A 21,969-nucleotide genomic window follows, 5' to 3' on the forward strand; every position below is an offset into this window, starting at 1 on the left:
CAGGGCTGGCCGGCGCGGCAGGCACGTCGCCCGCCTTGCGCTTACACGGCGCCGGCCGCGCGAATCTGCCTTGCCGCGGCGTGCAGGCTGGCGGCGGCGCGCTCCAGTTTGTCGGCACCCGTCGTCTCGGCCAGGGCCGCAAACGCGCTGATGTGGAAGGTGGCCACCAGCGCCGGCGACACGTCCAGTTCCAGCGCCGCCTTGCTCAATGCCGTCGACGCGTCGAGATACGGCGCGCTGCCCGCCTCGAATGCCTGCTTCGTTTCCAGCATTTCCTGCCCGCCTTCCGCTTTCGCCAGGCAATCGTCGACCTTTTGCTGGAAGGCCGGCAGGGTATCGCGCGCCGGTCCGGCGTCAGGCACGGGCTCCGGCTCCGGCGCCGCCGGTGCGGGTGCAGGCGCGGCAGCGGCCGGCTTGTCCGCCGCCATGTCGCGCAGGGTCAGCCAGCGCTCGACGGCAAGAAAATCGGCGAACGGCTCGGCCACCTTCGGGTTCATCAGCCACACTTCGCCCGTGCGCCAGTCGATCTTCACGCCGCGCTCATTGCGCGCCAACAAAATATCCTTGCCGCCATTCGCATTCGACACGCGGCCAATGTCGATCCAGTGCATCAATTCCGCCTGGCGCGACATCGCGTTGACCCGGTGAAAATAGGCCAGCCATACAAATCTGGCGACCAGGAGAACCAGGGCACCACCAACCATCCACATCATCTTTCGCTCCGCTCCGCACCACATCGACAGCCGCATTTTCTCACATGAAAGCTTGCGCCAAGGAAACTTTTACATCTGCCGTGCGTCAGCGCAAAAGGGCGCCGCGCGCGGGCCTGGCGCGCAGTCGCATTTCAGCAACGCAGCGTTTTCCTGATTGCCTGGCGTACGCCGCTCGGTTATTATGAGAACAATTCTCATTTACATTAAGCTGTGCTTCCGATGCTGTCCGCCACCTCCCCGCCATCCGACTTCCAGTCCCTGTACCGCGAGCACCACTCGTGGCTGCTGCGCTGGCTGAAGCGGCGCCTGCACGATGCGGGCCTGGCGGGCGACCTGGCGCAGGATACCTTCATCAAGGTGCTCGTCGCGCGCGGCAGTGCCGGCATCATGCAGCCGCGTCCTTTCCTGGCCACCATCGCCAGTCGCCTGCTGGCCAACCACTGCCGCCGCGTGGAACTCGAACGCGCCTACCTGGACGCCCTGCTGCTGCAGCCGCAGGCCAGCATGCCGTCGCCGGAAAGCCTGGCCATCGTGCTCGAATCGCTGCAGCTGGTCGACCGCGCGCTGGACAAGCTGTCCGGCAAGGCCAAGGCCGCCTTCCTGCTGGCCCACCTGGACGGCATGACATATGCCGAGATCGCCGCGGAACTGGGCACCACCACGCATTCCGTGAAAAAATACCTGAGCAAGGCCAATTTGCTGTGCTTTTTCGCCGTGCCTGATTTTGCCGCCCCCTGAGATGGGCCGCGCCACCGTCTACGCCCAGGGACAGCCCATCGACCTGGCCATCGCCATGCAGGCGGCCGAATGGCTGACCACCCTGATGAGCGGAGAAGCCACGCCGGCGGACAAAACCGCGTGGCAGCACTGGCGCCAGGCGCACCCCGACCACGAGCGTGCCTGGGCGCACATCGAAAGCGCCAGCGGCGGCTTGCGCGAACTCGATGCGCAGGCGGGCCGCCAGGCGCTGCAGCAAGGTTCCGGTCCGCGTTCCCGCCTTGCCGTACATACCTCGCGCCGCCGCAGCCTGCAGTTGCTGGCGTGGGCTGGCACCATCGGCCTGACGGGCTGGCTGGGCGCGCGTTCGGAATACGCGCCCGGCTTCGCCCGCGCCGCACTGGCCGACATTTCCACGGGCGTGGGCCAGCGCCGCGAGCTGACGCTGCCTGACGGCAGCCGGCTGCATCTGAATAGCGCCAGCGCCGTCAATGTCCGCTTCAGCGGCACGCAGCGCCTGCTGCAACTGGTGCAGGGCGAAGCCTTCATCGCCACTGCGCGCGAAGCCGGCCTGCCCTACCGCCCCTTCCTCGTCGAAACCGCCCATGGCCATGCCCAGGCACTGGGCACGCGCTATTCGGTGCGCCAGGCCGACGGCCACACCATGGTCGCCGTCGAGGAAGGCGCGGTCCGGCTGATGCCGCGCCATGGCGACGGCAGCGTGGTCATTCCCGCCGGCCGCAGCGCCAGCATGGATGCGCGGCGCGTGCTGTCCATGCAAGCCGCATCGCCCGACACCTGGGCCTGGCGCAAAGGCTTGCTGCTGGCCGACGGCATGCCGCTGCGCGACTTCCTGCATGAACTGAGCCGCTACCGCCACGGCTTCCTCGGCTGCGATGATGCCGTTGCCGGCCTGCGCATCTCCGGCGTCTTCCCGCTCGACGATGCGCAAGCCGTCCTGCTGGCACTGCCCGAGTCCCTGCCTGTCGACGTGCGCCTGCGCACGCGCTACTGGGTGCAGGTGGAAGCGCGCCAGCGGCGCTGAGCATTTATTTGACGTCCGGCGCAAAAAAACTTACCCGCTTTCGATTCTCGCGTGACCTGTGTATGCAAAGTTCTTTTGACGACTACAACACAAGGTAACCATGTCTCCTGCCATTCATCATTCCAAGCCGCCCATCAAGCGCATGGCGTATGCCATCCACCTCGTCTTCCTCGGCTCGGCCCTGCTGCTGAACGTGCCGGCACCGGCACTGGCGCAGGAAAGCGCCGCCGCGCAAGCGGCCAGCCACGACTTCCAGGTGCCCGCCGGCGACCTGGCTGCCGCGCTGCGCCAGGTCGCCAGCCAGTCCCGCGTCATCCTGGGCTTCACGCCGGAACAGACGCGCGGCAAGACGACGGCGGGACTCACTGGCCACCATGACGTGCAGGCCGCGCTGGCCGGCGTGCTGCGCGGCACGGGCCTGAAGGCCGAGCGCAGCGCCAACGGCAGCTATGCCCTGCGCGCGGCCGACGCCGCAGCGGGCGGCGAAGTGCTGTCGATGATGCCGGAAGTATCGGTCAAGGCGCAGCAGGACGCCACCGAAGGCTCGGGCGCCTACGTCTCCGCCCTGCCGGTGTCCACGGCCACCCCACTGGGCCTGTCCGTGAAGGAAACGCCGCAGTCCGTCAGCGTCATCACGCAGCAGCGCATGCAGGACCAGGGCCTGACGACGATCGCGCAAGTGATGGCGCAGACGCCGGGCATCACCCTGTTCTCGCTGGGCAGCGAACGCTCGGGCTTTACCTCGCGCGGCTATGCCATCACCAACTACCAGCTCGATGGCATCAGCACCCACTCTGAAAACCTGGGCCTCAACGCGATACCGTCGCAAAGCCTGGCCGACATGGCGCTGTACGACCGCATCGAAGTGCTGCGCGGCGCCTCGGGCCTGATGACGGGTGCGGGCGACGCCTCGGGCGCCATCAACATGGTGCGCAAGAAGCCGACGGCGCAGTTCCAGGCCTCGGTCGAAGGCGAAGTGGGCTCGCGCGATGAACGCCGCGGCCTGGCCGACATCGCCGGCCCGCTCAACGAGGCGGGCAGCCTGCGTGGTCGCATGGTGGCGCTGTACGAGGAAGGCGACAGCATCGTCGACAACTACAGCCGCGACAAGAAGGTGATCTACGGCGTGCTCGAGGCCGATCTCGCCAGCGGCACGAAACTGACGGCCGGCGTGACGCACCAGCGCAACCGCTCCAAGGGATCGCTGTCCTACCTGGGCTTCCCCCTGTTCTACGACAATGGCGTCATGACGAAGCTGCCCCGCTCCTTCAGCCCGGCCGCCGCTTCGAACCGCTTCGGCAGCAATTCCACCGACCTCTTCGCCACCCTGGAACACGCGCTGGCGAACGACTGGAAGCTGAAAATCTCGGCCAACCGCGTGCAGTCCTCGCAGGAAGAGCGCTCGGCGTTCATCAACGTGAGCGGCGGCTTTCCCAACCAGCTTACGGGCGATGGCCTGCGCATGAGCGCCGACTACCGCGATTACCAGCTCAGGGTCAACAGCGTGGACGTCAATGTGCGCGGACCGTTCAGCGCGTTCGGCCGCCAGCACGAACTGGTGCTGGGCATGGACTATAACGAATTCAAAAGCACCACGGATGGCCGCCGCGACGCGGACATGCAGGGCCAGCCAGTCAATCTGTACCACTGGAACCGCATGGCAGCGCCCGTGTTTGGCGACACTTTCGTCACCTACGACAGCACGCGCCGCCAGGCCAGCGCCTACGCGGCCAGCCGCTTCACGCTGTCCGAGCGCCTGAAGCTGATCGCTGGCGCCAAAGTGCTGCGCTACAGCGAGAACTACATTTCGGACGCGCCCAGCGTGCAGTTTTACAGCGCGTCGCCGGCATCGGACAGCAGCGTCTTCACGCCGTACGGCGGCCTGGTGTTCGACATCGACGCCACGCACAGCGCCTACGCCAGCTACTCCACCATCTATCAGCCCCAAGCCTCGCAAGACCGCTACGGCAAGCTGCTGGCACCGCGCGAAGGCAAGACCTATGAAGCGGGCATCAAGAGCGGCTGGTTCGACGGCCGCCTGAACACGTCCGCCGCGCTGTATCTGATCCGCCAGAAAAACCTGGCCGAAACGGATCCGGGCCACACCCTGCCCGGCTCCAACGATCCGGCCTTCCGCACCATCAAGGGCGCCGATACCCAGGGCATCGACCTGGAAGCGACAGGTGCCCTCACGCCCAACTGGAATGTCTCGGCGTCGTGGTCGTACAGCCAGACGGAAAATGCGGAGGGCAAGGCGATCCAGACCACCTTCCCGCGCCACCTGGTGAAACTGTGGACCACCTACCGCCTGCCTGGCGACCTGCATCGCCTGACGGTGGGCGGCGGCTTGAACTGGCAAAGCCGCGTGTATTCGGACATCGACGCGTGGCAGATCAACAGCACGCTGCACTGGGAACAGAAGGCCTACTCGGTGGCCAGCCTGATGGCGCGCTACGACATCAACGACAAGCTGTCGGCCACCGTCAACGTGGCCAACCTGTTCGACAAGCAGTACACGGCTTCCGTGTCGGACTGGTGGTACTCGGGCATGTATGGCCCGGCGCGCAAGGTGGCGTTGAAAGTGCGCTACCAGTTCTGATGCGCTGATGGCGCCGGGGGCGGCGGCCGAATATTTCACACTACCCAGGGGCCGGTGATACAATTTTCCGCTTCACGGGCCGCGACCACGGCCCGTGCCACAGAGACACCAAGGAGAATGTGTGAAGGACCTCGCCCCCGCCCTGCCAGCCGATCCGGCCGACCAACCCGCCAATCCCTCGCGCCGGCGCATTTTCCAGGCTGCTTCCGCAGTCGGCCTGGCCGCCAGCCTGCCGGCGCTGGCCGATGCCGCGCCAGCAAAAAAGACCATCGCCAAGGGCTCGCTCGACGCGAAACTCAAGGCGCACGTCAAGAACGTGGTCGTGATCTACCTGGAAAACCGCAGCTTCAACAACCTGTTCGCCAACTTCCCCGGCACCAGCGCGCCGCTGTCCGCCGTCACGGCGGAACAGGCGCAGCAACTGGACCGCGACGGCAAGCCGCTGGCCACCCTGCCGAAGATCTGGGGCGGCCTGGTGCCGAACCAGCAGAATATCGGTGGCGTCGATTACCTGATCAAGGAAGACCAGATTGCCGGCCTGCCCAACGCGCCCTACAAATTGAGCGACGCGGCCGGCAAGCCGCTGCCCGAGAGCATCATCACGCGCGACCTGGTGCACCGTTTCTATAACAACCAGATGCAGATCAACGGCGGCAAGAACGACGGCTTCGCCGCGTGGGCCGACAGCGGCGGCCTGGTGATGGGCCATTACGGCGAAACGTCGAAAAACCTGAACCTGTGGCAGATCGCCGAGCAGTACACGCTGTGCGACAACTTCTTCATGGCAGCCTTCGGCGGCTCCTACATGAACCACCAGTTCCTCGTCACTGGCCGCGCCAACGAATACTTCAACGCCGCCGAAACGGCGGCGAAGAAAAAGATCGCCGTGCTGGCCGACGGCCCGCAAGGCGTGCGCCTGGCGATCTCGCCCGAGTGCCCGGCGTCCGCGCTGGACGGCAAGCCGAAATACGTCAATGACGGCGCCATCACGCCGGACGGCTATGCCGTCAACACCATGGCGCCGCCGTACCAGCCCAGCTACATCCGTCCCGCCTACGACGGCGACCCGCTGCACGCCGATCCGGCCGACGCGAATACCCTGCCGCCGCAAACCTACGACACTATCGGCGACCTGCTGTCGCGCAAGGGCGTGAGCTGGGCCTGGTATGGCGGCGGCTGGCAAGCGGCACTCGACCACAAGGGCGGCGGCAGCAAGCCGAACTTCCAGTTCCACCACCAGCCGCTGAACTACTTCAAGCAGTTCGCCCCAGGCACGGCGGCGCGTGCCGAACACCTGCGCGACGGCGGCACGGGCGACAGCCCGATCTCGAACAAATTCCTCGCCGCCGCCGTGGCGGGCAAGCTGCCGGCCGTGACTTTCTACAAGCCGCAGGGCAACCTGAACCTGCACGCCGGTTACTCGGACATCGAGTCGGGCGACCAGCACGTGGCCAACGTCATCGCCCACTTGAAGGCCTCGCCGCAGTGGAAGGACATGATCGTGGTGATCACCTTCGACGAAAACGGCGGCTGGTGGGACCACGTGGCGCCGCCAAAAGGCGACCGCTGGGGCCCGGGTACGCGCATTCCCGCCATCGTCGTCTCGCCATACGCGAAAAAAGGCGCCGTCGACCACAGTTTTTATGACACGACGTCGATCCTGCGCCTGATCACGCGCCTGCACGACCTGCCGCTGCTCGAAGGCCTGAAGGTGCGCAATGACGCGTTCGCGTCGCGCGGCGCGCTGCCGCCGGGCGACCTGACAGGCGCCCTCAGCTTCCGCTGATTGCACAACGGCCCTTCCCACAATGCGGCACGCCTGTGATACACTGCGTGCCGCACTTAAATCCGCAGGACAAGTTTTCCTGCAGGTTGTCCCAACAATGAGCCCGACTCCAGTAGCCGGGCTTTTGTTTTGTGGATGAAGTTAAAGCGTATAGACATAGGCGGGCAGCACCTTGCCCGCCCCCTGGCTTTCGCAGGCCAGGGACAGAGGTTAGCAAATGAGAGATAAAAAAGACAACGCCACCATCGACTTGCCCGGTTTCGGCCCGCCGCCTGCGCACGACGCGCCAGAGCCGGCGCCGGAACCGCAGCGCCGCGCGCGCGTGCGCAAGGTGGCCTTGAAACAGGTGCAGCTGGAATTGCTGGAGCCGACCGATGCCACGGGCTTGCCCGTGTGGACGCGCGACGCCGGCCTCGATCTCACCGGCCTGCCCATCTGGGCGCCTGATACCTGATTTCCCAACGCGGGCGGCCGTTTGCCGCCGGCTTCATCACCATCCGCACAAGGGCGTAAATCGCCTGTAGACTGTGCCCATCCACCCGCTTTTTACCCGGTCCCGCCCTATGAACGCCACTACTACCGCTTTTTCCAGCCTGCCGCTGACGCCCGCCTTTCTGGCCAACCTGGACTCGCTCGGCTACCACGAGATGACCACCATCCAGGCGCAAAGCCTGCCGGCGGTACTCGATGGCCGCGACCTGATCGCCCAGGCGAAAACGGGCAGCGGCAAGACGGCCGCCTTCGGCATCGGCATCCTGCACAAGCTCAATCCTGCCTGGTTCGCCGTGCAGGGCCTGGTGCTGTGCCCGACGCGCGAGCTGGCCGACCAGGTGGCCAATGAGCTGCGCCGCCTGGCGCGCGCGGCCGGCAATATCAAGATCCTGACGCTGACGGGCGGCGCGCCGATGCGCCCGCAAATCGCCTCGCTGGAACACGGCGCGCACATCGTCGTCGGCACGCCGGGCCGGCTGCGCGACCATATCGGCCGCGGCACCATCAACCTGAACCACGTGCAGACGCTGGTGCTCGATGAAGCGGACCGCATGACGGACATGGGTTTTTATGAAGAAATCGCCGGCATCGTCAGCGCCTGCCCGGCACGCCGCCAGACCTTGCTGTTCTCGGCCACCTACCCGGAAGACATCCGCCGCGCCACGGCCTCGTTCCTCGTCAATCCGCTGGAAGTGACGGTCGAAGCGCAGCATGACAACGACAAGATCGAACAGCGCTTCTATGAAATCGGCTTCGACGAGCGCAATGCGGCCGTCGGCAAGCTGTTGAAACACTTCAAGCCGGAATCGACCCTGGCCTTCTGCAATACCAAGGTGCATTGCCGCGAACTGGCCGAGGAACTGCGCCAGCAAGGCTTTTCCGCGCTGGCCCTGTACGGCGAGCTGGAACAGCGAGAGCGCGATGAAATCCTGGTGCTGTTCGCCAACCGCAGCTGCTCCGTGCTGGTGGCCACCGACGTGGCCGCGCGCGGCCTGGATATTTCCGACCTGGGCGCCGTGATCAACGTCGACGTCTCGAAGGACACGGAAGTGCATATCCACCGCATCGGCCGCACGGGCCGTGGCAGCAAGAAGGGCCTGGCCCTGTCGCTGTGCGCGCCGAACGAAAAAAAATGGGTCAAGCTGATCGAGCAGTACCAGAACAGCGCCGTCGAATGGCACGACTTGAAGGAACTGGGCGAGGACGATGGCGCCGAGGCCCTGCCGGCGCCGATGGTCACCTTGTGCATCATGGGCGGCAAGAAGGACAAGCTGCGCCCGGGCGATTTGCTCGGTGCGCTGACGGGCGACGCCGGCCTGACCAAAGAGCAAGTAGGCAAGATCAACGTGTTCGAGTTCATGACCTATGTGGCCATCGACCGCTCCGTGGCCGAAGCGGCCTTCAAGCGCCTGAACGCGGGCAACCCGCTGGGCCGCGACTTCGGCAACATCAAGGGCCGCAGCTTCAAGATGCGCTTCATCGAGGCGTAAGCTGTAATGCGCGCAGGGCCGCCATGGTCCTGCGTGCCGGATAGTCTTCCCACACGGGATACTGCCGGCGGTAGTAGCAGTTCCAGTAGCTGACGGCGCGCCGCTGCAGCGTCTCCACATACCCAGGATTCTCCAGCAGATAGCGCGCCAGCGCCTGCGCATTCCAGGCCGGCAACGCAGCGCCAATTACTTCGACAATCTCCAGCACGTATTCGCCGCACAGGTGCACGATGAAGGGCACCGTCCACGCCCGTTCCTGCTGCAGCAGCTGCCTTGCACACGCTTCGCGCAGATGGCCGTCATGGTGGCGCGTGCCCAGGCACAGGGCGATGACGCCAGCGTCGCCGGGCAGCGCGGCACAGACCAGCAGCCGTTCACGCGCATAGTGGGTGCGCACGGGAATGCGCAGCAGCCGGCCATTTTGCAGCACCTCGAACGGGGCCGATGGCACATGCAGCTGACCGGGGGACAGCGCTGGCAGCAGGCGTGCCACGGTGTCCGCCAATGCGGCCGGAAAGGCAGCCGCTTCAAGCATCGCCGGCATCCTTGCACACCTTGCGCACGCCCAGCGCGGGCTGGTCCATTTTTTCAAAGATCACATTCGAATACCATTCGGCCGGATCGCCTTCGGCGGGCTTGCCCAGCGAGATGTAGTAGCCGCCGTGCGTGAACAGGGCCGTGGTTTCCTTGCCCGGCCTGGCCCTCTGCAGAAAGGCGGGCCAGGCGGCCTTGTCGACCGGCGTAAAACGCGCGCCCAGCAGCGCCAGCAGGCGCGCATGCGTGGCCGGCGCATACGGGAACAGATACAGGTATTCGACCAGTTCGCCGCCATCGGCCAGCCGCGTGACGGCGGATGTCGCCGCCTCCACGGCTTCCTTGCCCGCGCCAAAACTGCACAGCACCCCGCCGCTGTAGGCGAAATCGATGACGGTGGCCGGCGCGCACGCTTGCCCTTCCCGCTCGATGCCGACGGGCGGCAGCGCGCGCACTTGCGCCAGCAGCGTGTCGCCGGAGGTAGCCAGCGCGGGAAAACCGGGACAGGCGCTGGCCGCCTGCGCGGCGTTTGACAAGGCAAGGCAACAACTCAATAGCAGTAAATGGCGCTTCACGGCATCTCCAGTTTCATCAGGCGGCCATTATGCCGGACATCTTCACAAGCGCCGCGCCTGTTGCCCCTGCGGCGTATCGTCGATGTCATAGCCGGCCGCGCGCGCCAGTGCGCGCAGGCGATCGGCCTCGGCCCACTGGCGCTGCGCGCGGGCGATGGCCCGTTGTGCCATCCACGCCTGCACCTGCTGCGGCACGTCCATCTGCGCCGGCTGCCAGGCCAGCAAGTCCAGTCCCAGGGCCGCATCGAAGCGGGCCAGGGTGGACTTTTTGACGGCGTCCGGCAGCGCGCTTTTCAGCAGCTCCCAGGCCACGGCCAAGGCGCGCGGGAAGTTCAGGTCATCGTTGAGCTGCGCCGCGAAGCGCGCCAGCCATGCCGGATCAGGATCGGCCTCGCCCTGCGCTTCGCCAAGGCCATGGACGGTGACGCGCAGGCGCGCCAAGCCGCTGGCGGCGGCGCGCAAAGCCTCGTCCGTAAAATTGAGGCTGCCGCGGTAGTGGGCGCCCAGGCACAGGTAGCGGTAGGCCAGCGGATCGACGCCCTGCTCCACCAGGCTGTGCAAGCGTAAAAAGTCGCCCGACGATTTCGACATCTTCGCGTCCTGCGTTTTCAAAAAGGCGCCGTGCAGCCAGAAGTTGGCAAGGCGCGTGCCGTGGCGCGCCTCCGTCTGGGCGATCTCATTGCTGTGGTGGACGGCCACGTGGTCCTCGCCGCCGCAATGGATGTCGAAATACGCGCCCAGGTGCTTTTCCGCCATGGCCGAGCATTCGATATGCCAGCCGGGAAAGCCCAGGCCCCAGGGGCTGTCCCACTCCATCTGCCGCTGGCCAGGCACGCCGCTGAACTTCCACAGCGCGAAGTCGCAGATATCGCGTTTTTCTCCGAGATCCACCCTTTTCCCCGCCTGCAGGCCGTCGCGGTTCAGGCGCGCCAGTTTGCCATAGCTGTCCTGGCGCGTCGTGTCGAAATAGATGCCGTCGTCCGTGCGGTAGGTATAGCCCTTCGCTTCCAGGTCAAGGATGAAGGCAATCTGCTCGGCGATGTGGTCCGTGGCGCGGCACCAGACGGTGGGCGGCAGGATATTCAGCGCACGCAGGTCGCCTTCGAACGCGCGCGTAAATTCGGCGGCGATATCCCAGGCCGACTTGCCGCTGCGGGCGCTGCGCGCCTCGATCTTGTCGTCGCCGCTGTCGGCGTCCGACGTCAGATGACCGACGTCCGTGATATTCATCACGTGGCGCACCTGCAAGCCATTGAATTCGAGCGCGCGGCGCAAGCCGTCGACGAACAGATAGGTGCGCAGGTTGCCGATGTGCGCGTAATCGTAGACGGTGGGGCCGCAGGCGTACAGGCCTGCCTGGCCGGCGGCGAGGGGTTCGAAGGGCCGCAGGCTGCGGCTATACGTGTCGTATAAATGAAGTGTCATGCGGGGCTTTCATGCGCGTTGCGGAAAAAGAAAATGGCCACAGGTTTTTCAACACTGTGGCCATCGAATGAGGAACAAAAAGTTTAACGGCGCCGGGCCGCATCCTCACGGAGCCAGGTACACGGACACAGCGCGGCGGCAGTAGCAGCGGCAGTGGCGGCGGTGACAGTGGCTGAAATGAGGATGGATGTAAGCATGGGGGCAATATCGCATGCGCACCGGCGGGCCGTCAAGCCTGCCGGCGGCACTGGCTTATTTTTTCGCCTGTTCGATATGCGGCAGCAGCACCGTCAGGATGCCCAGCAGCGGCAAATAGGAGCAGATTTTATACACATAGGCGATGCCCGAAATGTCGGCCAGGTGGCCCATGGCGGCGGCCGCGATGCCGGACACGCCGAACATCAGGCCAAAGAAAATCCCCGCGATCATGCCCACCTTGCCCGGCACCAGTTCCTGCGCGAAGACGACGATGGCGGAAAACGCGGACGAAATCACGAAGCCGATGATCACCGTCAAGACGGCCGTCCAGAACAGGTCGACGTAGGGCAGCAGCAGGGTAAATGGCGCCGCGCCCAGGATGGAAATCCAGATCACGCGCTTGCGGCCGATGCGATCGCCGATAGGGCCGCCCATGAAGGTGCCGGCCGCCACGGCGGCGAGGAAGAGGAACAGGTAGAGCTGGGCATCGCCGAGCGACAAATGGAATTTGTCCATCAGGTAAAACGTGTAGTAGCTCGACAGGCTGGCCATGTAGATGTATTTCGAGAACACCAGCAGGGCCAGCACGCCCAGGGCGCCCATCACCTTGTTGCGCGACAAGTTCGGCCCGTGGCCGCCCGCCTTCGGCTTGAAACTGGCCAGGTGCCCGCTATACCACTGGCTGACCTTGTACAGCACGCCGATGGCCAGCACGGCCAGCAGGCTGAACCAGGCGACATTGCCGTGACCACGCTTGACGATGACGGCAGCCGCCAGCAGCGGCCCCAGGGCGGAGCCCACATTGCCGCCCACCTGGAACAGCGACTGGGCAAAACCGTAGCGTCCGCCCGACGCCATGCGCGCCACGCGCGACGCTTCCGGGTGAAAAGTCGAGGAACCGACGCCGATCAGCCCGGCAGCGAGCAGCAGGGTCGGGAAAGTCGTGACGACGGCCAGCATCAGCACGCCGGCCAGGGTAAAGCACATGCCCACCGGCAGCAGGAACGGCAGCGGGCGGCGGTCCGTGTACAGGCCGATCCACGGCTGCAGCAGCGAGGCCGTGCACTGGAACGTCAGGGTAATGAGGCCGACCTGGGTAAAACTGAGTGAAAACTCGGCTTTCAGCATCGGATAAATCGACGGCAATAATGCCTGGATCAAGTCATTAAGCAAATGCACGAAGGCGACGGCGCCCAGGATGTGCATGGCCAGACCGGATTGTTGTTGGGAACTCTGGTGTGTAGGGGCCGCCGGCATGGCGGCGGCAGACGTGGTGGTGGTGTGCATGGTTCTTCCGCAATGATGGGGCCCGGCAGGCGGCCCCGCAAAGAAAGCAGTATAGTATGGCCACCGGACTACTAACTTCCAATAATCGTCGCGCAAGTGACAACCCGGTGACAACGCAGCAGCAGAGACACATGTACACCCACCACCCCGCCCAGACCCATCCCGATGGCGTGCCGTTCAGCCGCAGCACCAGTTCGCACGACTACCAGCATGTGCCCCGTCCCGTGACAGCCATGTCCAAGCAATATGCGGCGTCCGACTATACGGCGCCGCACAGCCATGTACGGGCACAGCTGCTGTATGCGACGCAGGGCGTGATGCGCGTGAGTACCGAGCATGGCGTGTGGATCTTGCCGCCCCGCCGCGCCCTGCTGATACCTGTAGGCATCGTGCATGAGGTACACATACTCAGCGAACTGAGCATGCGCACCGTGTACATCGATGCGCAGGTCGCCGCCCAGTTCGGCACCGATTGCAAGGTGCTGGAAGTGAGCCGGCTGTTGCGCGAGCTGATCCTGGCGCTGCTGGCCGAACCGATCGAGTATGCGCTGGCGGGACGCGGCGACTGGCTGGCCCACCTGATCCTGTCGGAACTGGCCGCCGCCGATACCGTGCCGCTGGCCATCCCCTGGCCGCGCGACCGGCGCCTGGTGGCCGTGTGTTCGGCCATCATGGCAGCACCCGGCAGCCGGCGCAGCATCGAGGACTGGGCCCAGGATGCGGGCGCCAGCGCGCGCACCCTGATCCGCTTGTTTCCCAGGGAAACGGGCTTGCATTACCGCCAATGGCTGCAGCAAGTGCATTTGGCGGAAGCCTTCTGCCGCCTGGACCGGGGCGAAGGCGTGGCCGCCATCGCCTATGCGCTGGGCTACGCCAGCCCCAGCGCCTTCAGCGCCATGTTCCGCCGCATCCTGGGCCGCACGCCGCAGCACTACCTGAGCGAGTGGCGCGGCGCGGAATAAGCCCAGGTGCGGGTGCTGCCGGCAGCGTCGGCTTGCGCCCTGCGGGCCAGGCCGACCAACCGTTGCCTTCAAAGCAAGAAACTTACTTCTTTTCGCCCGCAATCAGACGGTAGGCCATCGCCCCGAGCAGGGCGCCGATGATGGGTGCCAGCCAGAACAGCCACAGCTGGCTGGTGGCCCAGTCGCCCACGTACAGGGCAACGCCCGTGCTGCGGGCCGGATTGACGGAGGTATTGGTGACGGGAATGCTGATCAGGTGGATCAGGGTCAGCGCCAGACCGATCGGCAGCGGGGCAAAGCCGGCCGGGGCGCGCTTGTCCGTGGCGCCCAGGATGACGATCAGGAAGAACATGGTCAGCACGATTTCAATGACCAGCGCCGACAGCATCGAGTAGCCGCCCGGCGAATGGGCGCCGTAGCCGTTCGAGGCAAAACCCTTGCTGACATCGAAACCGGCCTGGCCGCTGGCGATCACGTACAGCACGCCGCCTGCCACGATGGCGCCCAGCACTTGCGCGATGATGTACGGCAGCAATTGATTGGCGGGGAAGCGGCCGCCGGCCCACAGGCCGATCGAGACGGCGGGATTCAGGTGGCAGCCCGAGATGTGGCCGATGGCATAGGCCATCGTCAGCACCGTCAAGCCAAACGCCAGCGCCACGCCGGCAAATCCGATTCCCAGGCCAGGGAAGCCGGCGGCCAGCACGGCGCTGCCGCAACCGCCCAGCACCAGCCAGAAAGTGCCGAGAAACTCGGCGCCATATTGTTTCATGATGATTTCCTTAAAAGTGTCGAAAAAACGTGCCAGGGACGCCCCGTCAGACCGCTCATGCGGCGCGCCCTCGCCCGGTGGCGACGGCAAGCCGAAACGTCCGGGATGACGCGTGAGCAATCGCAACAGTGCGCGAATGATGGCATGTTGTCATTATCAAGGCAACATTAATTTCATGCAACAATATTAATGGTTTTCTTGGAATAAACTATTTATTTGATAATCATCATGGCGCCGGGCGACGCATGTATTTCTCTGGCGTTGCCAGGGACTCAAAACCAAAGCTGGCGTACAAGCCCTGTGCATCGTCGGTCGCCAGCATCCAGCCCACGCCGCGCAGGCGCTCGTCGCCAAGCACGGCGGCCACCATTTGCCGGCCGTAGCCACGCCCCTGGAAGGCGGGTAGCACAAACACGTCGCGCAGATAGGCAAAGTCCGTATAGTCGGTGACGACGCGGGCAAACGCCACTTGCTGGCCCTCCACATAGCCACCGAAACACAGCGCGTTGTCGATGCCCTTGCGCACCACCTCCAGCGCCACGCCCCGCTTCCAGTACGACTGCTCGCTCAGGTAGCGGTGGATCATGGCCACGTCCAGCTCGTCGCGCCCGCTGGAAATGCGCAGGGGCGCGGCCATCAGTTCTTGTACAGCAGGTCGGCTTCGGCGATGCTGGGTTCGCCGAAATACACGGTGCGCGCTTCCCCTTTGGCGTCGCGGCCCAGGTACACGCCCGTCATGCTGCGCGTGGCCGGATCATAGAGGATGGAATAGCGGTGGCCGCAATTGTGCGGTTCGCAGACACTGCTCAGCAGGCGGGCCTTGCCATCGATCTCGACGGGCTTGAGCGGGCTGGTCACGCCATCCGGCACCCAGCGCTGCCGTTTCAGGCCGGCTTTTTTGATGGCCACCTTGAAGGCGGTGCGAAAGGCATAGTCGGCCTTGTAGACGTCGGCGAAATACGGGCAGCTGGCGCCGCCATCGCAGCTTTGCGCCTGCTCGACCAGCGACAGCCTGGGCGTGCGGGCCTGCGCCGGCATGACGGCCAGCGCCACGGCGGCAGCCAGGCCCAGGGAGGAGAATAAACGTACAGGCATGCGAGTTCCTGGAAAACAATACAGCACAGAGCATAACAGAATGACATGCCCTTCCCTGGCACGGCATCAAGGCAAACGCATCAAGGCGAACAGCGGATGCCCACCACGCCATTGACCTTGCCTTCGGGCCAGTCTGCCTGGCGCCAGCGGTACACGCCGGGCGCAACGACAATCAACTGCCATTCCACCGGTTTCCCCTGGTCATCCAGACGATTTTCATTGTCATAGCGGATGGTCAGGCTGCGCTCCGTTTCCGCCACCACCGTGGCGGCAAAATGGTTGGCCTCGCCCAGCTTGCTACTGCGCATGCGGTCGTTGAAGATCGCCAGCCGCGCATGATCATCAGACAGCTGCATGCGCGTAAGGTGCCGCGACGGATCGCACACGCTGTTGGAATTGAAGCTGTCGGACCAGCTGCCGGACAGTTGCGTGGCATCGAAAGCGGGGGTGGCGGCAGTCACGGCCGCGCTCAGCAGCAAAGTTGCAAGCATAAAATATCAGAGGGGGCTAAAAGTAAGGAACACGGCATGCTCAGCGCAGCGCTTCGGTGATACTGGACGGCAATGCCGGCGTGCGCCGGTGCAAGGTCGCCTGCTCATAGGCGAACGCCATGCTGATCAGCCGGGCTTCGCCGTGGGCAGCACCGATGAAGGACAAGCCGGCCGGCAAGCCACGCACCGTGCCGGCTGGTACCGTGATATGCGGCTGCAGCGCATGCGCCAGCGAAACGCCATGGCATGTGGGCCCCACCAGCGCATCGAGCGCATGCGCGTGCAGCAGCGCTTCGATGGCGCCAGGCTCGGGCGTGGACGGCAGTTCCGCCAGCTCCAGCAGTGCCGCGCCCTGTTCACGCAGCACCTGCAAGGCTTGCTCGATCACACCATCGGTCTCGGCGCAGTGGCCAAACAGGCTGCGCGCCACGCCAAGGCGGCGCCCGTGCAAGCCGCGCGGATCGAGTTCCGGCGCTTCGGCCCTGCCCGCATCGGACATGGCCGCCAGCAGCCAGGCCGCCTCACGCACGCTGGGCGCCATCGGCCCGGCCGTGGCCGCTTCGCCGGCCTGTCCGGCTGCGGCCCTGCCCGTGGGCTGGATGGCGACCAGGCCGCAGGTGGAGGCGGGAGCGACGATGGAGCCGTGCGTTTCGTTGTCCACGGCCAGTATCGTCAGGCCGGCCCAGCTGGCACTCGCATGCGGCACGCTGACGGCGGCCCACTGGCGCAAATTGCTCTTGCCGATGATGACGGCGCCAGCGGCGCGCAGTCGGGCGGCAATAAATGAATCGCAACTGGCGCTGGAGGCCGACGGCGCCTGAGTGCGCGTCTTCATGCGGTCGCCGGTGGCAATATTGTCGCGCAAGACGATGGGGATGCCATGCAAGGGGCCGCGCACCTTGTGCACCTGCCGTTCGCGGTCCATCTCCAGGGCGATTTTCAAGGCGTCGGGATTGATCTCGATGCCGGCATGGGCACGCGCACCGATACTGCACAGCGAGCGGATGCGTGCCAGATATTGCGACGTCAGCGCATGCGAACTGAGCTTGCCTGCCTGCATCATCTGCTGCTGCGGCAGGACTCCCGCATCCAGCAGATGGGCCATGGGGCTGGCAGGCGTTGTCGGGCGGGACAGGACAGCACGCGCAGCGCGCGCTGGTACGGCCGCCCCGGCGGGCGTGACGCCGCCCCGATAGGGGCCAGTGCGTAAGGTGTGGCTGCGCTGCATGCTATCTCCAGGAAACTTCAATGTTTCTAACGCAATAATGCGTGAGTCATAGCATAGCAGCCCTTGCAACTCAATTGTTGTTGAACGGAATTATTTTTTAAGCAAAAAAAAACGCTGCCCGAAGGCAGCGTTTCCTGGTGATCGAACACTGGAGCATGCCAGGCCGGCATGTGCCGGGCCCTGCAGGCAGCGCAGCGCGGTGATCTCTTAGTTGCGTACGACACGCTTGTATTCGTTGGTACGGGTGTCGATTTCGATGACGTCGTCCTGTGCCACGAACAGCGGCACTTGCACGGTGTGGCGATGTGCGTCGATGGCGTTTTCGATCTTGGCTTCTTTCAGGACGTTGCCCGAAGTATTGCCTTTGACTGCAGGCTCCGAGTACACCACTTGACGGGCGATGGTCGTAGGCAGTTCAACGGAGATCGCTTTGCCGTCGTAGAAAATGGCTTCGCATTCCATGCCATCTTTCAGGTAGTTCAGCGCTTCGCCCAGGTTTTCTTCTTCGATTTCGTACTGGTTGTACTCGGCGTCCATGAAGACGAACAGCGGGTCGGCGAAGTAGGAATAGGTCACTGGCTTTTTATCCAGAACAACAACGTCGAACTTGTCGTCGCCACGGAAGACGTTTTCCATCGGGGTGTTCGTCAGAAGATTTTTCATCTTCCATTTATAGGTGAAGCCCGTGCGGCTCGAACCGTTGACATCAGAACGCAACACGATCATTGGCTTGCTGTCGACCATGATGATATTGCCAACACGAATTTCTTTTGCGGGTTTCATAGGAATGTACGTAAAAAGTGGGTTGCATGAAGACCATCTGCCGCCTGGGTGCCATCAGCGCCGCAAGCTTGCGTTTGATCGGTTAAAAATACGTTAGAAATAACCGGGCATTTTACCTTAATTTTTGGCAAGCGCCTATCTCGTCGCGCCAGCGAAGGCCAGCAGGTTACTTGCCAGATCACCATTTTCCTGCATCTGCCTCTGCCAGTCCTGCGCACGGGCGCTGATGCGCGGCATATCGGCGCGCAATGCTGGCCACAGCGCCGTCCACGGCAAGGCGTCCGTGCCGGCGCCATTCCAGGCCAGCGCCGCCTGCGCCAGGCTGGCTATCGCCCCCTGCCCGTCCACCGCGTAGCGCTGCAGGAAGGCGCGCAATTTCACGTGATGCAGGTTTTCATCCTGCAGGTAGATATGCCAGAGGAAAGGCTTGCCAGCCCACTGCGCGCGCACGAAGGAATCCTCGCCACGCACGAAATTCACATCGCAGGCCCACAGCAGGCGGTCGTAATCGTCCTGCGACACGAAGGGCAGCACGCGCACGGTAAGCGCGCCGCGCGTGCGCGCCGCACCGGCCGGCGCCGCATCGTCGCCGATAAAGGCCTGAACGGCGTCGAACGCCACGCCTTCTGGCACCAGGCACACTACAGGCTCATTACCCTGCCGCCAGGCGGCGAACAGCTCGGCCACGGGCGCGGATGGATAGCAGAACAGCGACACTTTCAGCGCGGACAGTTCCGCCGCCGTCACCCCAAACTGCCGCAGGAAAGCCGCCATGGCGGCCGCATCGGCCTGGAACGCCAGGCGCTTTTCTTCCAGCGCCGCTTCGCGCAGCAAGCCCCCGGATTTATGCGTGAAGCCGGGGAAAAAGAAATGCTTGATCATGCCGTGGCGCGGCGACGTCAGCGCATGACAGCCTTCGACCCACTCTTCGGCCGTCAAGCCCTCCAGATTCAGCCACACCGGATGGGAAGTGCATTGCGCCATGGCGGCAATATAGCCGGGTGGAATGTCGCAGGCAAAGAATTCAATGACGATATCGGCAATGTCGGCCGGCGCAAATACGCCATCCTGGCCGCGCCAGTGGCGCACCGTGACGCCGGCCGCCTGCTGGCTTTCCACCGCCACGTCGATCTCGGGGCAGATGCGCTGGAAGCTGGCCAGATCGTCGACCCACAGGGTCACGGCCACGCCGTGCTCGCTCCGCAACTGCCGCGCCAGGCGCCAGCAAATGCCGATATCGCCATAGTTATCGACGACTTTACAGAAGATGGCCAAAGATGCGGCGCGATCGGTGGGTAATGGCATAGTCAAGGGAGAAAGAAAAACATTCGCATGGAGGCATAACAAAAAAGCCGCGCTGTTACCAGGCGGCTTTGTTGTTGGCTGATTCAGCCGGTCTGGCGTCCCCAAGGGGATTCGAACCCCTGTACTCACCGTGAAAGGGTGATGTCCTAGGCCTCTAGACGATGGGGACAGAAAATCTGTCCTGGATGCGCTACCCTGCACCCCGACCTGCTACTTGCTTTACTACGCGAATCTGGCGTCCCCAAGGGGATTCGAACCCCTGTACTCACCGTGAAAGGGTGATGTCCTAGGCCTCTAGACGATGGGGACAGAAATCTGTCCTGAATGCACTACTTCGCATCCTGACCCGGTACAGCAGCAATATGGCAGAAACAAAAAAAGCCTGACTTGTCAGGCCCATTCAGCACTGCAATATTGCTTTACAACTAAATCCTGGCGTCCCCAAGGGGATTCGAACCCCTGTACTCACCGTGAAAGGGTGATGTCCTAGGCCTCTAGACGATGGGGACCTGTGCTGGTTTTACTCTCAGCGGACTCTTCGTTGAAGGCTTTGTTTAGCCCCTCAAAAAAGCGTGCGCGAAGTTTAACACGAAGCGATTCACGAAATCAACAGCCGGCCTTCTTATTTTCCATCTTATTGCATTCCCCGCTCCATGCGAGGGCGAAGATGGCAGAAAGCCAGGGCACGGGCTCTCAGTCGGCCTGGCGCAGCAGATCATCCGTGCCGGCGATGCGCACATCATGCATCTGCCGCAGATACGCCTCCAGGTACGCCTTGTGCGACGCGCCCACCACCACCAGCACCCGCATGCCCGGGCGCGCCATCATCACCTCGCGGATATTCGATGCCATGCGCAAATTGCGCGTTTCCCAGTAGGCCACGTAATTGCGGCCATAATGGCTAGGCGATGGTTCCTCGAGCGCCGCACCGAAATCGCCACGGAAAGCCATCTCGGCCATGGCCGGCCCGTTGTGCGCGCGGTACATGGCCAGCACGGCGGCCGGGGTCGTCGATGCCGCTTCCAGCGCATCGCTGATACGCTTGCGCTGCGCCGCAAACGGGTTATCCCACGCCTTCATGATCGCCTCGCCGTAGGCCTTCTCGTCCGCCTCATTTTCGACAGGCGCATCGGCCGTATGGTCATCCATGGCATACACGCGCTCGTGCCCGCTCTTCGCCGCCACCACGGCAGCGATCCGCACATCCTCGCCGCGCCGTTGCAGCCTGGCATTGAGCACGGCCACCAGCGCTGCATCGAGCCCGTCACCTGCGCGCCGCTCCGCTTCCGGCAGGCGCAGCCACTGCACCAGCGCGGACGCCGGCTCGCCGCCAGCCAGGAACAGCGATGCCAGCGTGCGCCGCTGCGCGGCAGATGGCGAAGCAGGCCACGCGGCCAGCAGGCGCTGGGCCTGCACGGTGGCCGCCATCACATCCAGCCCCGTCGTCGCCCGTGCCGCGGCCGGATCCCAGCAATAAGACTTGATCGTGTCCGCATAGCGCTGCGGGTAGCTGCGCAGGTACGCACACTGCGGGCCGGACACGGCCTCGATGGCGATGGCATCCGGCCTCCATTCCAGCAAGCGCGCATTCAATGCACTCAGATGCGCGGCATCAAACGACTTCGGCAACTGCGACAAATGCGGCGTGCCCAGCACCATCACTTCATTGATACCCCCCGCTTGCAACTTGCGGGCAGCGGGATCGAAAGGAGCGACAGGCGCCTCCGCCGAGAACGCGGGAACATGCATACAAGCGGCGCACAACATGCTGGCAAATAAACGGGACATTCCACCTCCGGAGTTCAGTGATTTTATGGTGCTGGCAGGAATAAAAAAGACGCGTGCGCGAACTTGGCCAGCCACAGTCCGGGCAATGGATATCTTAAGCACTGAATATCCCGGTGTCCGCGCAAAAACGATGAACGGCAAAAATGGCATTCTGAAATGCAAATGATGTGGATACGCCGAGCGCAGGCAGCGAGGAATGGCAAACAAAGCCGCTCCAGGCGACTTTGATTATCATGTGATTTCTGCGCTGTTGGTGGAGGTAATGCGGGAGCTAAGCACTGACCTCTTGCATGCCATGCAAGCGCGCTAACAGCTTAGCCATATTTCCCCCAGGGGTATGGCGGAAAACAATCCGGAAATAAAAAAAGCCGCTCCAGGCGACTTTGATTATCATGTGATTTCTGCGCTGTTGGTGGAGGTAATGCGGGAGCTAACCGCTGACCTCTTGCATGCCATGCAAGCGCGCTAACAGCTTAGTCACGCTCCCCCGAGGGGTATGGCGAAAACACGTCGCACAAATAAAAAAGCCGCTCAGGGTGTAGTGGTCAACCCATCCCGGACACTATGTTAAGTTTTTCTTCGACGACGGCCGGTGCCAGTCCCTGGTTGAACTGATGCGGCCGTATCCAGTTATACCGGTGCATCAGGTAATGGCTGATGTCCCGTTGTGCTTCTTGTGCCGTC

Annotated in this window: 21 protein-coding genes, 3 tRNA genes and 1 pseudogene; 8 read left to right on the top strand and 17 right to left on the bottom strand. The window is 63.9% G+C overall.

Going from position 1 to position 21,969, the window contains the following annotated elements:
- Positions 1 to 41: 41 nt before the first annotated feature.
- Positions 42 to 713, bottom strand: coding sequence for a hypothetical protein (locus tag ACQ4WR_RS11325; RefSeq protein WP_436487295.1), 672 nt, complete (start codon positions 711 to 713; stop codon positions 42 to 44).
- 219 nt (positions 714 to 932) lie between these two features.
- Between ACQ4WR_RS11325 and ACQ4WR_RS11330 the strand changes: the two genes are divergently transcribed.
- From ACQ4WR_RS11330 to dbpA, 6 genes are all read left to right on the top strand, one after another.
- A complete protein-coding gene (locus ACQ4WR_RS11330) occupies positions 933 to 1,451 on the top strand; it encodes a sigma-70 family RNA polymerase sigma factor (RefSeq protein ID WP_180979559.1) in 519 nt (172 codons plus the stop codon).
- Position 1,452: 1 nt separating this feature from the next.
- A complete protein-coding gene (locus tag ACQ4WR_RS11335; protein ID WP_102298199.1) occupies positions 1,453 to 2,475 on the top strand; it encodes a FecR domain-containing protein in 1,023 nt (340 codons plus the stop codon).
- 100 nt (positions 2,476 to 2,575) lie between these two features.
- A complete protein-coding gene (locus ACQ4WR_RS11340; RefSeq protein WP_436487297.1) occupies positions 2,576 to 5,074 on the top strand; it encodes a TonB-dependent siderophore receptor in 2,499 nt (832 codons plus the stop codon).
- A gap of 121 nt (positions 5,075 to 5,195) precedes the next feature.
- Positions 5,196 to 6,860: an acid phosphatase gene (locus tag ACQ4WR_RS11345; RefSeq protein WP_436487298.1), complete on the top strand. Its 1,665-nt coding sequence runs from the start codon at positions 5,196 to 5,198 to the stop codon at positions 6,858 to 6,860.
- Between the two features lie 217 nt (positions 6,861 to 7,077).
- The gene (locus ACQ4WR_RS11350; RefSeq protein ID WP_102298194.1) at positions 7,078 to 7,314 is read left to right on the top strand and encodes a hypothetical protein; all 237 of its coding nucleotides are present in this window, start codon (positions 7,078 to 7,080) and stop codon (positions 7,312 to 7,314) included.
- Between the two features lie 109 nt (positions 7,315 to 7,423).
- Positions 7,424 to 8,842, top strand: coding sequence for an ATP-dependent RNA helicase DbpA (gene dbpA / locus ACQ4WR_RS11355; RefSeq protein ID WP_102298191.1), 1,419 nt, complete (start codon positions 7,424 to 7,426; stop codon positions 8,840 to 8,842).
- On the opposite strand, the gene ACQ4WR_RS11360 is transcribed toward dbpA, so the two are convergent.
- The 4 genes from ACQ4WR_RS11360 to ACQ4WR_RS11375 all read right to left on the bottom strand — a co-directional run bounded on the left by ACQ4WR_RS11360 (position 8,829) and on the right by ACQ4WR_RS11375 (position 12,861).
- Positions 8,829 to 9,377, bottom strand: coding sequence for a hypothetical protein (locus tag ACQ4WR_RS11360; protein WP_146012507.1), 549 nt, complete (start codon positions 9,375 to 9,377; stop codon positions 8,829 to 8,831). The two genes, dbpA and ACQ4WR_RS11360, sit on opposite strands and share 14 nt — an antisense overlap.
- On the bottom strand, positions 9,370 to 9,912 hold the full coding sequence (locus ACQ4WR_RS11365; RefSeq protein WP_436487301.1) for a hypothetical protein: 543 nt from the start codon (positions 9,910 to 9,912) through the stop codon (positions 9,370 to 9,372). The genes ACQ4WR_RS11360 and ACQ4WR_RS11365 overlap by 8 nt, the downstream gene beginning before the upstream one ends.
- A gap of 81 nt (positions 9,913 to 9,993) precedes the next feature.
- Positions 9,994 to 11,376: a cysteine--tRNA ligase gene (gene cysS / locus ACQ4WR_RS11370; RefSeq protein WP_436487302.1), complete on the bottom strand. Its 1,383-nt coding sequence runs from the start codon at positions 11,374 to 11,376 to the stop codon at positions 9,994 to 9,996.
- 252 nt (positions 11,377 to 11,628) lie between these two features.
- The gene (locus ACQ4WR_RS11375) at positions 11,629 to 12,861 is read right to left on the bottom strand and encodes an MFS transporter (protein ID WP_102298182.1); all 1,233 of its coding nucleotides are present in this window, start codon (positions 12,859 to 12,861) and stop codon (positions 11,629 to 11,631) included.
- A gap of 131 nt (positions 12,862 to 12,992) precedes the next feature.
- Between ACQ4WR_RS11375 and ACQ4WR_RS11380 the strand changes: the two genes are divergently transcribed.
- A complete protein-coding gene (locus ACQ4WR_RS11380; RefSeq protein ID WP_436487305.1) occupies positions 12,993 to 13,823 on the top strand; it encodes an AraC family transcriptional regulator in 831 nt (276 codons plus the stop codon).
- Between the two features lie 82 nt (positions 13,824 to 13,905).
- Here ACQ4WR_RS11380 and aqpZ read toward each other — a convergent pair whose 3' ends face one another.
- From aqpZ to ACQ4WR_RS11435, 11 genes are all read right to left on the bottom strand, one after another.
- Positions 13,906 to 14,595: an aquaporin Z gene (gene aqpZ / locus ACQ4WR_RS11385; RefSeq protein ID WP_102298217.1), complete on the bottom strand. Its 690-nt coding sequence runs from the start codon at positions 14,593 to 14,595 to the stop codon at positions 13,906 to 13,908.
- A 226-nt stretch (positions 14,596 to 14,821) separates the two neighbouring features.
- Positions 14,822 to 15,232 carry a GNAT family N-acetyltransferase gene (locus tag ACQ4WR_RS11390; RefSeq protein ID WP_436487307.1) on the bottom strand — a complete coding sequence of 137 codons (411 nt, stop codon included), beginning with the start codon at positions 15,230 to 15,232 and terminating at the stop codon, positions 14,822 to 14,824.
- Positions 15,232 to 15,690: an Ivy family c-type lysozyme inhibitor gene (locus ACQ4WR_RS11395; protein WP_102298172.1), complete on the bottom strand. Its 459-nt coding sequence runs from the start codon at positions 15,688 to 15,690 to the stop codon at positions 15,232 to 15,234. Before ACQ4WR_RS11395 ends, ACQ4WR_RS11390 begins: the two co-directional genes overlap by 1 nt.
- An 80-nt stretch (positions 15,691 to 15,770) precedes the next feature.
- Positions 15,771 to 16,181, bottom strand: a complete 411-nt coding sequence (locus ACQ4WR_RS11400; RefSeq protein WP_146012506.1) for a hypothetical protein — start codon at positions 16,179 to 16,181, stop codon at positions 15,771 to 15,773.
- 40 nt (positions 16,182 to 16,221) lie between these two features.
- Positions 16,222 to 17,286, bottom strand: a complete 1,065-nt coding sequence (locus ACQ4WR_RS11405) for an amidase family protein (protein ID WP_436487309.1) — start codon at positions 17,284 to 17,286, stop codon at positions 16,222 to 16,224.
- A gap of 330 nt (positions 17,287 to 17,616) precedes the next feature.
- A complete protein-coding gene (locus ACQ4WR_RS11410) occupies positions 17,617 to 18,192 on the bottom strand; it encodes an elongation factor P (protein WP_034778059.1) in 576 nt (191 codons plus the stop codon).
- A 135-nt stretch (positions 18,193 to 18,327) separates the two neighbouring features.
- Positions 18,328 to 19,497 (bottom strand): elongation factor P maturation arginine rhamnosyltransferase EarP, encoded by a 1,170-nt coding sequence (gene earP / locus ACQ4WR_RS11415; protein WP_436487311.1) that lies wholly within the window; start codon positions 19,495 to 19,497, stop codon positions 18,328 to 18,330.
- A 93-nt stretch (positions 19,498 to 19,590) separates the two neighbouring features.
- Positions 19,591 to 19,666 (bottom strand) — tRNA-Glu (locus tag ACQ4WR_RS11420).
- 64 nt (positions 19,667 to 19,730) lie between these two features.
- Positions 19,731 to 19,806: transfer RNA gene (locus tag ACQ4WR_RS11425), tRNA-Glu, on the bottom strand.
- A gap of 124 nt (positions 19,807 to 19,930) precedes the next feature.
- A tRNA-Glu gene (locus tag ACQ4WR_RS11430) sits at positions 19,931 to 20,006 on the bottom strand.
- A gap of 184 nt (positions 20,007 to 20,190) precedes the next feature.
- Positions 20,191 to 21,246: a DUF5694 domain-containing protein gene (locus ACQ4WR_RS11435; RefSeq protein ID WP_436487313.1), complete on the bottom strand. Its 1,056-nt coding sequence runs from the start codon at positions 21,244 to 21,246 to the stop codon at positions 20,191 to 20,193.
- 16 nt (positions 21,247 to 21,262) lie between these two features.
- Between ACQ4WR_RS11435 and ACQ4WR_RS11440 the strand changes: the two genes are divergently transcribed.
- Complete coding sequence (locus ACQ4WR_RS11440; RefSeq protein WP_180979363.1) at positions 21,263 to 21,451, top strand: hypothetical protein; 189 nt, start codon at positions 21,263 to 21,265, stop codon at positions 21,449 to 21,451.
- Positions 21,452 to 21,830: 379 nt separating this feature from the next.
- Here ACQ4WR_RS11440 and ACQ4WR_RS11445 read toward each other — a convergent pair.
- Positions 21,831 to 21,969, bottom strand: a pseudogene (locus ACQ4WR_RS11445) (IS3 family transposase); the annotation flags it as partial.

Origin of the sequence: Janthinobacterium amylolyticum (assembly GCF_051380655.1) — a bacterium.
Taxonomy (GTDB): Bacteria; Pseudomonadota; Gammaproteobacteria; order Burkholderiales; family Burkholderiaceae_D; genus Janthinobacterium.